The sequence below is a fragment of the Paucilactobacillus salsurae genome, assembly GCF_054784995.1.
In genome coordinates, this window is record NZ_BAAHWX010000001.1 from 219,878 (window position 1) to 234,036 (window position 14,159).

Genomic DNA, 14,159 nt, shown 5'->3' on the forward strand with positions numbered 1-14,159 from the left:
TTAGAAAAGTTTTGGGATAAAAATAATTGCACCGACAATTACAGCAAAAATCGCTGATAATAAAACACCACCAGCTGACACATCTTTAATGCGTTTTGCTAACGGATCATACTTTTTTTGCACGATTAGATCAGTCAATGATTCTGCCACGGTATTAGCAAACTCACTCAAAAACACACTAAAAATAGCTAAAATTATCCAGAGCCATTCAAATTCATCTATCTGAAAATAAAAGCCCGCAATAATAGCAATCACTGCTGCTCCAATATGATAGCGCATGTTGGGCTCCTGTAAAACAACAGATCGACTACCTTGAACTGCGTGCTTCAAAGCCTGAATCAATCGGTGATTCTTATTAACTTGTTTATCGTTTGAGCCCATAGTCATCTAAAATATTCCTCTGTAGGGTAAACATTTCATCTTCATCAGCCTGTGTTTGATGATCATACCCATTTAAATGCAGAAATCCATGAACAACCAAAAAGCCTAATTCGCGTTCATTCGAATGGCCTAAAAACTTAGCCTGTTCGCCAACTTTATCCACTGAGACAAAAATATCACCCAAATTTTCAGGAATTTGTTGAGCTAATTCATCGTCCATAATCACCGGAAAATCATCATCCGCGTCGTCTTCAATCGCAAAACTAATCACATCAGTTGCCCGATCAACATTGCGATACTGTTTATTTAATTCTTGAATGCGTGGGTTATTAACAAACGTAACCGACATTTCGGTATCGTCTTTTAACTTTAAATATTCACCAGCGTACTGTAGTACGTCACGAACTAATTGGACGTGTTCTTGATCAACTTTGTCTTTAGTTTCATCATATATTTCGAGATCCATTAGCGGTTATCCTTACTTTCAATCTTTTCATAAGCTGTGATAATACTTGCAACAACAGGGTGACGAACGACATCATCTGCACTAAATGACACAAACTCAATTTGCTTCACATTCTTCAAAATGTTTTGGGCATTGACTAATCCACTCTTAGAACCACGTGGCAAGTCAATTTGTGAAATATCACCGTTAACAACCATCTTTGATCCAAACCCTAGACGCGTTAAAAACATCTTCATTTGCGAATTGGTCGTGTTTTGGGCCTCATCTAAGATAACAAACGCGTTATCCAGTGTTCGACCACGCATATATGCTAATGGCGCAATTTCAATGACTTCCCGGTCCATTAAACGTTGTGTGTGTTCTGCACCTAAAATTTGATAAAGTGCATCATAAATCGGCCGTAAATACGGATCCACTTTTTCTCGTAAGTCCCCTGGCAAGAAACCCAGGCTCTCGCCCGCTTCAACAGCTGGTCGTGTCAGAACAATGCGTTCTACATCGCCCTTTTTGAGTGCCGCAACGGCTAAGGCGACTGCTAAAAACGTTTTCCCAGTTCCTGCAGGTCCAATTCCGAAAGCAACATCATTTTCTTGAATTGCTTTCACATACTGCCGTTGACCATAGTTTTTAACACGAATTGGTTGATTCTTGCGATCCTTAATGAGAATTTCATTGTACAAATCCAAAAAGTAGTCTAATGTTCCTTTTTGAGCCATCTTAATGGCACTCACAATATCAGGACTACCAATCGCCATTCCTTGTTGAATCAACTGGGTTAGCTTTCGCAACACCGCAATTGTCAATGTGACGTTTTCCTCAGTACCTGAAATGTTGAGTTGATCTCCAAATGGCGCAACGGTGACATCTAGTCCTTCTTCCATCACCGTCACGTATTTATCTTGTGTTCCCAAAAGCATTGCTTCAACTTTTGGATTTGAAATTTTAAATTTCTGTTCAGTTGGTTGCGTTGTATCGTTGTTCAAATAGCAATCTCCTTTAAAAGCATTTAGTTAATTTTACCATGCTTATTTTATTAAACCAATGAAAGCTTACTGTAAGAGTTTTTTAACTGTTTGATTAACTAATTTACCATCTGCTTGGCCTTTTAATTTAGGCATAACAGCACCCATGACTTTCCCAAAGTCAGCCATGCTATTAGCACCAAGTTGGTCAACGGTTTCTTTAATAATTGTTTGCACCTCTTCTTCAGAAAGTTGTGCAGGTAAGTATTTTTCGACAACTTTAATTTCGTCACTCGTACTTTGAACAAGATCATCACGATCGGCCTTTTTAAATTCGGCGACAGAGTCTTTGCGTTGTTTCAATTCACGTGATAACACTGCAATTTCTTCATCTTCAGTTAAATCATGGCCTAAGTTAATTTGTTCGTTCATCACAGCAGACTTAAGCATTCGCACAACACTTAATGTCTCTTTATCTTTTGCCTTCATGGCTGTTTTCATATCATTATTTAAAGTTTCTAATAAACTCATTTAATTAGCCTCCAATTTTAATTCAAAAAGAAAAGCTCCTGACCGAATGAAAACACATTCGACTCAGGAGCATTAACGACTAGAAGCGCTTCTTGTTCTTACGTTTCCGGGCCGCTTCTGATTTCAACTTACGTTTTACACTTGGTTTCTCGTAAAACTCGCGTTTACGGTATTCTTGAAGCGTACCGTTTTTTGAAACCGTGCGTTTAAAGCGTCGAAGAGCGTCATCAAGAGATTCATTCTTACGAACGACTGTTTTTGCCATATGAATTCCCTCCCTCCGAGCTAAAAGTTCACGGTAAACTGTCCAAAAAAAGACATAGTTATACTGTCAGAAACCATTATACAAAACTAATTTTTTATCGTCAATACTGTGAATTGAATTCATGAAAATATTTTCATGATTTTGTGTTCACTTTAATTATTTTGTATACTGACATTAAATCTATTGAGGAGCATCGGCTTATGCAGACATTAAATATATTTGTTGTTTCAGATTCTAGTGGAGAAACTGCTATTTCAACTCTCCAAACAGCTATTTCACAATTTCCGAAAATCAAAGTCAAAATTAAACGGTTTCCCTTTACAACTTCCAAAGAACGGTTGTTAACCATTTTAGAAACCGCTAAAGAGCAACATGCACTCATTTTTCATACCTTAATGAAACATGACTTTTCAAGCATTATCATCGATTTTTGTCAGCAAAATAATCTTACTCAATATGATGCCTTAAATTCTGCCATCGCAACATTAAGTGCCGTGACCGGTCAGCAACCTGTGCAAGAACCCGGCATTAATCACAGTCTGACAGATGCATATTTCGACCGGATTGCCGCAATGGAATTTGCGGTCACTAATGATGATGGAAAAAACCCAGCCGGTTTCTTGGCTGCGGATCTTGTCTTAGTTGGTGTTTCACGAACATCCAAAACGCCATTATCACTATTCTTAGCAAATCAAAACTTTCGCGTGGCGAATCTGCCATTAGTACCGCACACAGAAGTGCCTAAAGAGCTTTGGGACGTTGACCCAGCTAAAATTGTCGGTTTAACTAATTCTCCTGCCATCTTGGAAAAAATTCGGCAACAACGCTTAATTTCTTATGGTATGAACCCGGATAGTAATTACACTGATCAAAAACAAATTCATCAAGAACTTGAGCATGCCAATGAAATTTTTAAAAAATTAGGTTGTTTGGTCATTAACGTGGCGAATAAATCAATTGAAGAAACTGCCACGCTAATCACAACTGAACTAGGACTTGATCCAATGATGATGGACTAAGCCTGTTCAATTAATTGATCCATAAACTGTGGATTAAATTTTTGTTCTTTTAACATTTTAATTTCTGCTCCATATGGAGACACCTTATGTTTATCGTCAATTTTAACGTAAGGTGTCTCTAATATTTTTGGTACCGTCTCTAATTGTGGATGATGGGCAATATAATTCAGGGTTTCAAAACCAATGGTGCCCATGCCGATATTAGCATGCCGATCTTTGTGTGCCCCCTGTTCGTTTTTGGAATCATTTAAATGCAATACTTTCAAACGATCAATTCCGACCACGTGGTCAAATTCATTCAAAACACCATCAAAATCATTTTTGATATCGTAGCCTGCGTCATTAGTATGGCAGGTATCAAAAGTCACTGACACTTTATCATTTAAAGTGATGCCATCAATCATTTTAGCTAATTGTTCAAAATTAATGCCCACTTCTGTGCCCTTGCCCGCCATTGTTTCAATGGCAATTTGGGGAACTTGGTCGGCTTCGATAATTTCATTGAGTCCCTTAATAATCTGATTCAAACCAGCTTGCGCACCAGCACCAACATGAGCACCCGGATGAAGGGTAATTTGAGTTGCGCCTAAGGCAGCAGCTCTTTTTACTTCCTCATGTAAAAATTCCACCCCAAATTTGAAGTTTTCGGGTTTGATTGTATTACCCAAGTTCACGATATAAGGCGCATGCACGACAATATGTGAGAGATGGTGTTCAGCAATGAACTGCGCGCCTTCTTCAACCTTCATTTCTGAAATTGGTTTTCTTTTCGTGTTTTGTGGTGCACCCGTATAAATCATAAAGGTATTCGCATCATAGCTGACCGCCTCTTTAGCTGCACCAAGTAACATATTGGGGTTTTTCATTCCCACGTGTGATCCAATTAACATTTAACTTGCTCCTTTAATTAAAGTTTCGGTTCGTAAAAACGGCCCATAATTCGAATTGTTTCAGTCATTGAGACGAAAGCTTTCGGATCCGATTCTTGCATAGCTTCTTGTAATTCATACATTTCATATCGCGAGATGACCGTAAACAAAACAGCTTTATCATCATGATGATAGGCGCCTTCAGCATCATGAACAATCGTAATTCCGCGACGCATGTGATTTTGAATACTGTCAGTGACTGATTTCGGTCGACCAGTCACAATCATGACTTGGAGCAACTGTTGTCTGGTATAAATCATGTCGAGAACACGGGCATTCACCACTAAACCAATGGCTGAATATAGGGCATACGGCCAACCAAAGACGAATCCGGCAGCCACCACGATTAATGAATTAAACATAATGTTAATCGTACCCATTTTACTACCTGTTTTTTTCCGTAACACAATTCCTAAAATATCGAGTCCACCGGTTGAGATCCCATATCTTAACGCCATCCCGGTTCCAAACCCGTTAATCGCACCACCAAATAATGCACAAATTAATGGATCATGCGTCAATGTCATCGGTTTGACCAGTCGAATCATAATACTAGCAAACGCAACTGCCATAAATGTAAAAATAGTAAATTTGTGACCAATTTTAAACCAGGCCAAAATAAACAACGGAATATTTAAGACAAACAGCATTAAGGCAGTGCTGAGTTCAAAAGGTGCATAGCGTTGCGTCAAGGTGGTGACCAATTGAGCTAATCCAGTGACACCTGATGAATAAATTTTCCCAGGGGTCCAAAAAAAATTCACTGCAATTGAAACAAAAATGGAATAAATAAATGCAGTCCCCGCTCTACCAATGTATTGATGTCGTTCAATTAATTTTTGTAAGTCGTCCATGAATTTCTCGTTTCTTGAATTTATTTCGTATGTTGATTATAACAAAGACCACAGTTTGAACAACTTCATTTTACAAGGTTTGTCAGAATTTAAAAAATGATGCTCATCGATTAATCAATCGAAGGGCATCATTTTTCATCTTTAATTGTCAGTTTTAACAATTAGTCTTCTTCAGGAGCAACATATAATCCCAATTCCATCAATTGTTTGTCGCCTACTCTTGATGGGGCTTTAGTCATTGGTTCTGTGGCTTTTGAATTCTTAGGAAAGGCAATCACGTCACGAATATTGTCGCGTTTAGCCAATAACATTGCGAAACGATCTAATCCAATTGCTAAACCACCATGAGGTGGAAAGCCCATATCTAAGGCTTCCATCAAGAAACCAAATGCTTTTTCAGCACGTTCTGGCGTAAATCCAAGTGCTTTCAGCATCTTTTCTTGAACTTCACGAGTATGGATACGGATTGAACCACCACCCAATTCATAGCCATTCAAGACAATATCATAACTTTGGGCATGTGCCTTATGTGGGTCTTCACCATCATTTAAGTAGTGAACATCTTCTTCGTTTGGCATTGTAAATGGATGATGAGCAGCTGTCCAACGCTTAATACCTTCGTCGTATTCGAAGAGTGGCCAGTTAACGACCCAACTAAAGGCAAAGCGATCTTCATCAATCATCTTCATTTCTTTAGCAATTGCTTTACGCAAATAACCTAATGTATCAGAAACAATCTTGAAGTTATCGGCTGCAAACAAGATTAAATCACCTGGTTTAGCACCGACTGCGGCACTAATTTCATCTTGTTTCACTTTTAAGAACTTCCCAACTGGTCCGGTAAATCCTTCGTCAGTGACTTTAATCCACGCCATTCCTTTAGCACCAAACCGTTCGATGTATTGTGTCTTAACATCTAGGTCCTTACGTGAATATTGTTCTGCACCACCTGGAACACAGATTGCTTTAACAAAACCGCCATTATTAAGTGCATTTTGGAATACTTTAAAATCAATGTCTTTAACAACATCTGACAGATCAGTTAATTCCATGCCAAATCGAATATCCGGTTTATCAGAGCCAAAACGATCCATGGCTTCTTGCCAATCAATGTGTGGAATTGGTGTTGTAATATCAATCCCCATCACATCATGCATGACTTGTTTTAATAACCCTTCTGTTTCTTCTTGAATTTCTTCTGCAGATAAGAAACTGGTTTCCATATCAATTTGTGTAAACTCTGGTTGGCGATCACCACGTAAATCTTCATCACGGAAGCATCGCGCAATCTGGTAATAACGATCGAAACCGGCGCCCATTAATAATTGCTTAAATAATTGAGGTGATTGTGGTAATGCATAAAATGAACCTGGGTAGACACGTGAAGGAACTAAGTAATCACGTGCTCCTTCAGGGGTAGATGCAGTCAAATCAGGTGTCTCAATGTCGTAAAAACCATTATCATCGAAATAACGATGTGTGGCTTTTGTAATTTCATTGCGAATTTTGAGTGCTTGTTGCATTTCTGGACGACGTAAGTCTAAATAACGATATTTTAATTTTAATTCCTCAGAAACATTGATGTCGTCTTCAATATAAAATGGTGGATTCTTAGCAGCAGCTAATAATTGCGCTTCATGAATTTCAACTTCAACTTGACCAGTTTTCATTTTGGGGTTAATTTCGTTTTCAGAACGCTTCTTGACTGTTCCCTTAACTTCGATCACGTATTCGTTACGAAGACCATCAGCAACCGTCCAAGCTTCTTTACCGTATTCTTGGCTGAACACTAATTGAACGATTCCTTCGCGATCACGCAGATCGATAAAAATTAAACCACCTAAATCACGACGCTTTTGAACCCATCCTTTTAAAACAACATCTTGGTCAACAAATGATGCGTCAACCAATCCTGCATAACTTGTTCGTTTCATTTCTCTTACCCCTTTGTGTATTGATCATAAATTTTGCCGAAGTCTTGGTAAACATCGGATAGTGCTAATGTATCTTCTTCACCAGTTGCCATCGACTTAAAGTGAACCTCTTGCTTTTCTAATTCACTTTGACCAATGGTCATCACAAACTGTGCTTGTTCCTTATCTGCCGTCTTGAACTGCGCTTTTGGCTTACGATCTAAATAGTCACGATCAGCACTAAAGCCAGCATCACGAATCGCTTGAACGAGTTTCAAAGACTCACTTTGTGTCTCTGCCCCGATACCGACAACGTAGACATTTAGTGGATTTCGATTAGGAATCTCAACTTGTTGTGATTCTAATAACAGCAATAAACGTTCAAACCCAATCGCAAATCCAATTCCACTATCATCTGGGCCACCCAATTGCTCGACTAAACCGCCGTAACGACCACCACCACAAATTGTCGTGTATCCATGGCCAAGCGCTTTGTCATTCACCATAATTTCAAAAATCGTATGATTATAATAATCGAGGCCGCGAACCATGTTTGAATCGATTTCATACTCGATATTCAGTGCATTTAATAATGTTTTTACTTGTTCAAAATGTTGACGCGCACTATCGGTTAAATAATCTAGAATTGAAGGTGCATTAGCCACGATTGTTTTATCTTGTTCGTCTTTACTATCTAAAACACGTAACGGATTTTTATCTAGGCGTTCTTGTGAATCCTCACTTAACTGATCTTTAAATGGTGTTAAGTAATTGACTAGGGCTTGGTGATAGGCTTGTCGACTTTCTAAATCACCTAACGTATTCATGGCCACTTTAAGCCCCGTAATTCCTAATTGCTTGAAAAATTCCATGGCCATTGCAATCACTTCAACGTCTAAAGCAGGAGAATCTGCACCGAGCGCTTCAACACCAATTTGGTGAAATTCACGCTGGCGGCCTGATTGCGGTCGTTCATAGCGATACATTGGTCCCATGTAATAAGCCTTGTAAGGCTTCGTATGATCTGGACCATATAATTTATTTTCTACATAGGCCCGTACGACACCAGCAGTACCCTCTGGTCGTAACGCAATATGACGATCTCCTTTATCCTTGAAATCATACATTTCTTTTGTCACAACATCAGATGTATCACCCGCTGAGCGAGCAAAAATTTCAAAGTTTTCAAATAACGGTGTCCGGATTTCGCGATAACGATAATCCTCAAATAATAAACGTGCTGTTTCTTCAACATAGTGCCAAATCTCAGACTGACCCGGTAAAATGTCAGCTGTCCCTTTTGGACGTTGATAACGCATGCACGATCCCTCCTTTTAATAATAGGTATATGTCGATTAATGAACCGAATAAAAAGCACCCCTGTTAAATAACAAGGGTGCTTTCGCACGGTACCACCTTAGTGTATCTCTTGGATAACGTCAATAATGACGGGATAGATTCCCACCTCAAAAGTGTCAACTAACATTATCGTTTACAAAACTTTCAGCGGTGTTTTGTTCTCTTTAAAAACAAGCCTGTTAGCATTCTTTGTCATCGGCAAAATATTAATTTACTATTAAAAATTACTCGAAATTGACTTTAAAGTCAAGGTATTTCACGAATTACTTGCTTTTGGCTTGAATAATTCTTAAACTTAACTTTTAGAATACACTGCTGAAGGAGTAGCTCATGCCAGATTTTCGTCCAACTCATCGACAACTCATTATTTTAATCACGTTTATTATTTGCACCCTTGGCCTGGTGTTTGCCTTAACACGGCAAAAAACAATTGTCGTTAGTGTGACCAACGTTAATATTCGAAAAGGTCCCGGCTTAAATAATAAAGTTTTAAAAACGGTTAACCATAAAACCCGTTTAAATGTTTTAGACGAAAAAAATGACTGGTACAAGGTTCGGATTAATGATCACGAATTTGGCTGGGTAGCTAGCTGGTTAGTGAATCGACGTGACAATCTCAAAAAAGCAACTCGCTTATCGGAAGCAACGATTGTTCTTGATGCCGGCCATGGTGGCTCGGATTCTGGCGCAGAGTACAAAAATTCTAATAATGCGTCCTATATGGAAAAAACGTACACCTTAAAAATGGCCCAAGCAGTAGCAACTGAACTACGTATGCAAGGTGCCCACGTAATTATGGTGCGCGATGATGATAAGTATGTGGGCCTTAAACCACGCCCTGCCCTGGCCGAAAAGGTGCATGCAGATGCTTTTATCAGTTTTCACTTTGATTCATCCCCTCATCGCAACGAGGCCACTGGCTTAACCACCTATTATTATCATAAAAAGACTTCTCATCATTTAGCAGAAACGTTGAATGCTAATTTTGATAATTTAGGTCTAGCAAACCGGGGCGTTGAATTCGGTGATTTCTTAGTTATTCGTGACAATACCCGTCCCGCTGTGCTGTGTGAAATGGGTTACATCAATGACAAACATGATTTCAAACAAATTCAAAAATTATCTTATCAACTCAAGGTCGCATCACGAGTTACAACTGGATTAAAAGAGTACTTTAATGCATCAAATTAAAAAGGAAGTCTGAATATGATCAATCAACAATGGATTAGCCAATTACCACTCGACAATATTACTCAGGTTAAACCGGTTAGCGGAGGTGACATTAACGACGCCTATCAACTTCAAACACCTACTCAAACTTATTTTTTAAAGGTTCAACCACATCATCCATCGACCTACTTTGATCACGAGGCTGCTGGTTTAAAATTGATTGGTCAAGTGGTGACAACTCCTAAACCAATCGCCCAAGGTAATATCAATGGTGATGCCTATCTGATGTTAAATTGGATTGAAACCGGTACTGGTAGCCAAGCAGATTTAGGCCAGGCAGTGGCACAAATGCACCATCAAAGTGCCCAACAATTTGGTTTCGATAGCGTGCATGAATCAGGCGCCATCAAAAAAGACAATACTTGGCAATCTTCTTGGGCAGATTTTTATGCCCAACAACGATTAGATTTATTGGTAGTGGCCGCAAAACAAAATCATGTTTGGAATAATTGGCGCCAACAGCATTTTGAAAGCATGCGGCAACAATTCGTTGCATATTACAAGAAGCACTCAGTTCAACCTAGTTTGCTCCATGGTGATTTATGGTCTGGTAACTATATGTTTGCCAGTGATGGTCGCCCAGTTTTAATTGATCCCGATGTTTTTTACGGTGATCGTGAACTAGATTTAGCCATGACAACCATTTTTGGCGGCTTTAGAGAAGCTTTCTATCAAGCTTATGAACAATCTTTTCCATTAGCAAGTGGCTTTGAAGATCGGCTACCATGGTATCAATTTTATTATCTCTGTATGCATCTTAATTTGTTCGGAGAAACGTACGGTGCGGCCGTTGATCGCATTTTACAATACTACTAAAAAAAGACTCTCACGAGTCTTTTTTATTTTGATGTAATAAAGTTTAATAACGACGTCATTGTACGAATCGTTTGTTCCGGTTGCGACGTGGCTGTAATTAAATGATCTGGATCAAATAAAATGCCAGCAATTTGGGCGTTATGGCCTGCATCAACATCTAAATTACGATCACCTATCATCACTGCCTCATGACGATTAACCTGATTACGTTCAATTAAGTAGTTCAATGACGTGCGATCTGGCTTGCGCGGAAATGGTTGCGCGGCTGTCACAAAGTCTTTAAACAATGATGTAATGCCGTCGTTTTTCATAAAGGTTAATGAGCTATCATCTCTGTGCGTTAATAAGAAATTATGCCCACCCACTGCAACAACTTTTTCCAGGACTTCTTTAACGCCCGCAAACAACTGAGGATGCTGTAGAGTATGTTCCAGCGGATAATATATTTTTTCTAGTTTTGTCCTGGCAACCCCAAATTGTTGTTCAACGTGATCAAATGCTGCCCCAAGACTTTGTTGTCGCATAATTTCATAAATTGCTTGTTGGCGCATTTCCACGTCTACTTCATGGAGCGTCTGTAAAAAAGCGGTGACCATTTGTGGGTAGGTGTTATATAGCGTACCATCTAAATCCCAGAAAAATTCTTTATACATCAGTTAACCTCGCAATTATTTTTCTAACCAAATTGTGGTTGGACCGTCGTTTTCAAGCTCGACTTTCATATCAGCGCCAAAATGACCAGTTTCAACATGCATATCGACAGCTGCTAATTGTTGATTAAATTCTTGATATAAGGGCTCAGCAATTTGGGGATCAGCCGCCAATGAAAATCCTGGTCGGTTGCCATGTTTGGTGTCTGCGTAAAGTGTAAATTGTGACACAGATAAAATATCACCATCAACATCTTTAATAGATAAGTTCATCTTGCCATCTGGATCTTCAAAAATGCGCATATTGACAATTTTATGCACCATAAATTCAATTTGCTTGGGTCCGTCATCTGGTCCAAAGCCGACCAACAACAGATACCCTTTTTGGATTTGCCCAACCACTTCATTATCAATTTGGACCTGTGCATGATTAACCTTTTGTAATAAAACCCGCATAATTTTCTCCTATGACTACAATGATTATCAGTTTTAATGGATCGTCCGTTTAACAACATAAACATCAGGAATATTTTTCAAATTATCCATGATGTGTTGTAAATGAACGCGGTTGCGAATACCAATTGATGCAGTAACTGTCACCATTTTATCGTGATCAACTTTTCCATTTACCGAATTTAAAAATTTAGTACTGTTATTAATCGATTTCAAAACATCATTCAACAATCCGTTGCGGTTGTATCCCTGAACTTCCAAATCGGCATTATAATTCGTCCGATCGCCATCTGGATTTTCCCAGTTGACTTTAATAATCCGTTCACCATGCTCTTCAGCCGCTTTAATATTTGGACAATCAACGCGATGCACTGAGACACCACGACCCTTGGTAATGTAACCCACAATTTCATCGCCAGGAATTGGGCTACAACAATGGCTTAAGCGCACCAATAAATTGTCGACGCCTTCAATAATAACCCCACCTGAAGAACTAATTTTGCGCTTTTGCTTTTCTTGTTGGTCCGAAGTCGCTTCTTCTTTTGGATTTTTATGATCTTCCAGAATTTCTTTTTCTGCTTGGCGTTGACGATCATCTTCGCGTTGTTTACGAACATCTTGCGTCATGCGGTTGGCAACCCCCACTGGCTGCAGGTCACCAAATCCAATTGCCGCAAACATATCATCGGCACTGCTGTAGTGCAACTTTGTCGCAACTTGTTCTGTTTTTTCGGGGGTCATGATTGATTTGACATCGTAGCCATCATCACGCAATTTGCGTTCAATGATTTCTTGGCCCACAGTAATATTTTCTTCGCGATCAGCCTGACGGAAAAATTGTTTAATTTTATTCCGGGCACGACGCGTTGACACCAATTTTACCCAGTCGCGACTTGGACCCGCCGATGACGTAGAGGTTAAAATATCAACAATATCACCATTTTTAATTTCATAGTCTAGGGGCACAATTTTACCATTGACTTTAGCACCTGTTGTTTTGTTACCAACTTCAGTGTGAATTGAATAAGCCATATCTAGTGGTCCTGCACCCTTTGGCAATTCAATGACATCACCTTTAGGCGTAAAAGCATAAACACGGTCAGCAAAGATATCGCCTTGGACACCCTGCATAAATTCATCAGCATCATTGCTTTCTTTTTGCAACTCAATGATTTCTTTAAACAAATTCAACTTGTCGCCTGATTGGCTTTGGGCGACTCCTTGTTTGTTACCTTCTTTATAGGCCCAGTGAGCCGCAACCCCAAATTCAGCGACTTCATGCATGTGATGCGTGCGAATTTGAATTTCCAAAGGGCGGCCTTCTGGTCCAACCACCGTCGTGTGCAATGATTGATACCCATTGACTTTAGGCATAGCAATATAATCTTTAAACCGGCCTGGCATTGGTGTCCAACTTGTATGGATTGCCCCTAAAACTGCATAACAATCCTTAATAGAATCGACCACCACGCGAATAGCCAGTAAATCATAAATTTGATTAAACTGCTTATGTTGTGTCACCATTTTGCGATAAACAGAATATATATGCTTTGGACGGCCGTAAATTTCCGTATCTTGGTCTAAGTCTAAATCATTAATAGCCGTTTTGATCTGATTAATAGCATTTTCGATGTATTCGATCCGTTGATCTCGTCTGGAATTCATTAAATGCACAATTCGATAATATTGTTGTGGGTTTAAATAGCGCAACGATAAATCTTCTAGTTCCCATTTAATGGTGCTAATCCCTAAACGATCTGCGATCGGCGCATAAATTTCCAGTGTTTCATTTGCAATTCGTCGTTGTTTATCAGGACGTAAATGCTGCAGTGTGCGCATGTTATGCAAACGATCCGCTAATTTTACGATCATCACACGGATGTCTTTTGACATCGCAAGTAGTAATTTTCGATGGTTTTCAGCCATCTGTTCTTTGTTAGACTTATATTTAATTTTGCTGAGTTTGGTGTCTCCGTCGACAATCATGGCCACTGCTGGGCCAAATAACTCCCGAACATCTTCAATAATAACCCCAGTGTCCTCAACGATATCGTGTAAGTACCCCGCGCTCACTGTCTCTGGATCCATATGTAAGTTAGCCAGGATACCGGCTACTTGAATTGGATGAACGATGTATGGCTCCCCAGATTGTCTCGTTTGTCCGTTATGGGCAGTTTCAGAAAAATGATAAGCACGTTCCACCATCGCTACGTGTTCATCATTCATATATTCAGAAACTATTTTTTTAACATCTTCATGTGTTAAATCTTTTTGCTTGGCCATATTATTCACCAACTTACTTTCTACATTTCTATTCTATTCAAAAATTAA

General features: G+C 39.2%; 15 protein-coding genes. 3 read left to right on the forward strand and 12 right to left on the reverse strand.

Going from position 1 to position 14,159, the window contains the following annotated elements; translation table 11 throughout:
* The 5 genes from ACYVQZ_RS01130 to rpsU all read right to left on the reverse strand — a co-directional run bounded on the left by ACYVQZ_RS01130 (position 1) and on the right by rpsU (position 2,605).
* Complete coding sequence (locus ACYVQZ_RS01130) at positions 1 to 381, reverse strand: diacylglycerol kinase family protein (RefSeq protein WP_461239717.1); 381 nt, start codon at positions 379 to 381, stop codon at positions 1 to 3.
* Positions 365 to 847 carry an rRNA maturation RNase YbeY gene (gene ybeY, locus ACYVQZ_RS01135; protein ID WP_461239563.1) on the reverse strand — a complete coding sequence of 161 codons (483 nt, stop codon included), beginning with the start codon at positions 845 to 847 and terminating at the stop codon, positions 365 to 367. The genes ACYVQZ_RS01130 and ybeY overlap by 17 nt, the downstream gene beginning before the upstream one ends.
* Entirely contained in the window at positions 847 to 1,764 is a 918-nt protein-coding gene (locus ACYVQZ_RS01140) for a PhoH family protein (RefSeq protein ID WP_461239718.1), read from the reverse strand. The genes ybeY and ACYVQZ_RS01140 overlap by 1 nt, the downstream gene beginning before the upstream one ends.
* A 132-nt stretch (positions 1,765 to 1,896) precedes the next feature.
* On the reverse strand, positions 1,897 to 2,340 hold the full coding sequence (locus ACYVQZ_RS01145) for a GatB/YqeY domain-containing protein (RefSeq protein WP_461239564.1): 444 nt from the start codon (positions 2,338 to 2,340) through the stop codon (positions 1,897 to 1,899).
* 79 nt (positions 2,341 to 2,419) lie between these two features.
* On the reverse strand, positions 2,420 to 2,605 hold the full coding sequence (gene rpsU / locus ACYVQZ_RS01150; RefSeq protein ID WP_010622233.1) for a 30S ribosomal protein S21: 186 nt from the start codon (positions 2,603 to 2,605) through the stop codon (positions 2,420 to 2,422).
* A 200-nt stretch (positions 2,606 to 2,805) separates the two neighbouring features.
* Between rpsU and ACYVQZ_RS01155 the strand changes: the two genes are divergently transcribed.
* Positions 2,806 to 3,624, forward strand: a complete 819-nt coding sequence (locus tag ACYVQZ_RS01155; RefSeq protein WP_461239565.1) for a pyruvate, water dikinase regulatory protein — start codon at positions 2,806 to 2,808, stop codon at positions 3,622 to 3,624.
* Here ACYVQZ_RS01155 and ACYVQZ_RS01160 read toward each other — a convergent pair.
* From ACYVQZ_RS01160 to hisS, 4 genes are all read right to left on the reverse strand, one after another.
* Positions 3,621 to 4,514, reverse strand: a complete 894-nt coding sequence (locus tag ACYVQZ_RS01160; protein WP_461239566.1) for a deoxyribonuclease IV — start codon at positions 4,512 to 4,514, stop codon at positions 3,621 to 3,623. The two genes, ACYVQZ_RS01155 and ACYVQZ_RS01160, sit on opposite strands and share 4 nt — an antisense overlap.
* Positions 4,515 to 4,531: 17 nt before the next feature.
* Positions 4,532 to 5,407, reverse strand: coding sequence for a YitT family protein (locus tag ACYVQZ_RS01165; protein ID WP_461239567.1), 876 nt, complete (start codon positions 5,405 to 5,407; stop codon positions 4,532 to 4,534).
* Between the two features lie 161 nt (positions 5,408 to 5,568).
* Positions 5,569 to 7,341: an aspartate--tRNA ligase gene (aspS, locus tag ACYVQZ_RS01170; RefSeq protein ID WP_461239568.1), complete on the reverse strand. Its 1,773-nt coding sequence runs from the start codon at positions 7,339 to 7,341 to the stop codon at positions 5,569 to 5,571.
* A gap of 5 nt (positions 7,342 to 7,346) precedes the next feature.
* Complete coding sequence (gene hisS, locus ACYVQZ_RS01175; protein ID WP_461239569.1) at positions 7,347 to 8,639, reverse strand: histidine--tRNA ligase; 1,293 nt, start codon at positions 8,637 to 8,639, stop codon at positions 7,347 to 7,349.
* A 370-nt stretch (positions 8,640 to 9,009) separates the two neighbouring features.
* Between hisS and ACYVQZ_RS01180 the strand changes: the two genes are divergently transcribed.
* Both ACYVQZ_RS01180 and ACYVQZ_RS01185 read left to right on the forward strand, forming a co-directional pair.
* Positions 9,010 to 9,870: an N-acetylmuramoyl-L-alanine amidase family protein gene (locus tag ACYVQZ_RS01180; protein WP_461239570.1), complete on the forward strand. Its 861-nt coding sequence runs from the start codon at positions 9,010 to 9,012 to the stop codon at positions 9,868 to 9,870.
* Between the two features lie 15 nt (positions 9,871 to 9,885).
* Entirely contained in the window at positions 9,886 to 10,725 is an 840-nt protein-coding gene (locus ACYVQZ_RS01185) for a fructosamine kinase family protein (protein WP_461239571.1), read from the forward strand.
* Positions 10,726 to 10,748: 23 nt separating this feature from the next.
* Here the strand turns inward: ACYVQZ_RS01185 and ACYVQZ_RS01190 are convergent, their stop codons facing one another.
* Genes ACYVQZ_RS01190 through ACYVQZ_RS01200 form a run of 3 tightly spaced genes read right to left on the reverse strand, consistent with a single transcriptional unit; the run spans position 10,749 to position 14,111 of the window.
* The gene (locus ACYVQZ_RS01190; protein ID WP_461239572.1) at positions 10,749 to 11,378 is read right to left on the reverse strand and encodes an HAD-IA family hydrolase; all 630 of its coding nucleotides are present in this window, start codon (positions 11,376 to 11,378) and stop codon (positions 10,749 to 10,751) included.
* 15 nt (positions 11,379 to 11,393) lie between these two features.
* On the reverse strand, positions 11,394 to 11,831 hold the full coding sequence (gene dtd, locus ACYVQZ_RS01195) for a D-aminoacyl-tRNA deacylase (protein ID WP_461239573.1): 438 nt from the start codon (positions 11,829 to 11,831) through the stop codon (positions 11,394 to 11,396).
* A 33-nt stretch (positions 11,832 to 11,864) separates the two neighbouring features.
* Entirely contained in the window at positions 11,865 to 14,111 is a 2,247-nt protein-coding gene (locus ACYVQZ_RS01200; RefSeq protein WP_461239574.1) for a RelA/SpoT family protein, read from the reverse strand.
* Positions 14,112 to 14,159 lie beyond the last annotated feature (48 nt).

Bases quoted from the DNA above. Each gene is read 5' to 3' on its own strand.
- ACYVQZ_RS01160 (WP_461239566.1), bottom strand. From the start codon at position 4,514: ATGTTAATTGGATCACACGTGGGAATGAAAAACCCCAATATGTTACTT.
- ACYVQZ_RS01145 (WP_461239564.1), bottom strand. From the start codon at position 2,340: ATGAGTTTATTAGAAACTTTAAATAATGATATGAAAACAGCCATGAAG.
- ACYVQZ_RS01155 (WP_461239565.1), top strand. From the start codon at position 2,806: ATGCAGACATTAAATATATTTGTTGTTTCAGATTCTAGTGGAGAAACT.
- dtd (WP_461239573.1), bottom strand. From the start codon at position 11,831: ATGCGGGTTTTATTACAAAAGGTTAATCATGCACAGGTCCAAATTGAT.
- ACYVQZ_RS01190 (WP_461239572.1), bottom strand. From the start codon at position 11,378: ATGTATAAAGAATTTTTCTGGGATTTAGATGGTACGCTATATAACACC.
- ACYVQZ_RS01200 (WP_461239574.1), bottom strand. From the start codon at position 14,111: ATGGCCAAGCAAAAAGATTTAACACATGAAGATGTTAAAAAAATAGTT.
- ACYVQZ_RS01180 (WP_461239570.1), top strand. From the start codon at position 9,010: ATGCCAGATTTTCGTCCAACTCATCGACAACTCATTATTTTAATCACG.
- ACYVQZ_RS01140 (WP_461239718.1), bottom strand. From the start codon at position 1,764: ATGCTTTTGGGAACACAAGATAAATACGTGACGGTGATGGAAGAAGGA.
- ybeY (WP_461239563.1), bottom strand. From the start codon at position 847: ATGGATCTCGAAATATATGATGAAACTAAAGACAAAGTTGATCAAGAA.
- aspS (WP_461239568.1), bottom strand. From the start codon at position 7,341: ATGAAACGAACAAGTTATGCAGGATTGGTTGACGCATCATTTGTTGAC.
- ACYVQZ_RS01165 (WP_461239567.1), bottom strand. From the start codon at position 5,407: ATGGACGACTTACAAAAATTAATTGAACGACATCAATACATTGGTAGA.
- rpsU (WP_010622233.1), bottom strand. From the start codon at position 2,605: ATGGCAAAAACAGTCGTTCGTAAGAATGAATCTCTTGATGACGCTCTT.
- hisS (WP_461239569.1), bottom strand. From the start codon at position 8,639: ATGCGTTATCAACGTCCAAAAGGGACAGCTGACATTTTACCGGGTCAG.
- ACYVQZ_RS01130 (WP_461239717.1), bottom strand. From the start codon at position 381: ATGGGCTCAAACGATAAACAAGTTAATAAGAATCACCGATTGATTCAG.
- ACYVQZ_RS01185 (WP_461239571.1), top strand. From the start codon at position 9,886: ATGATCAATCAACAATGGATTAGCCAATTACCACTCGACAATATTACT.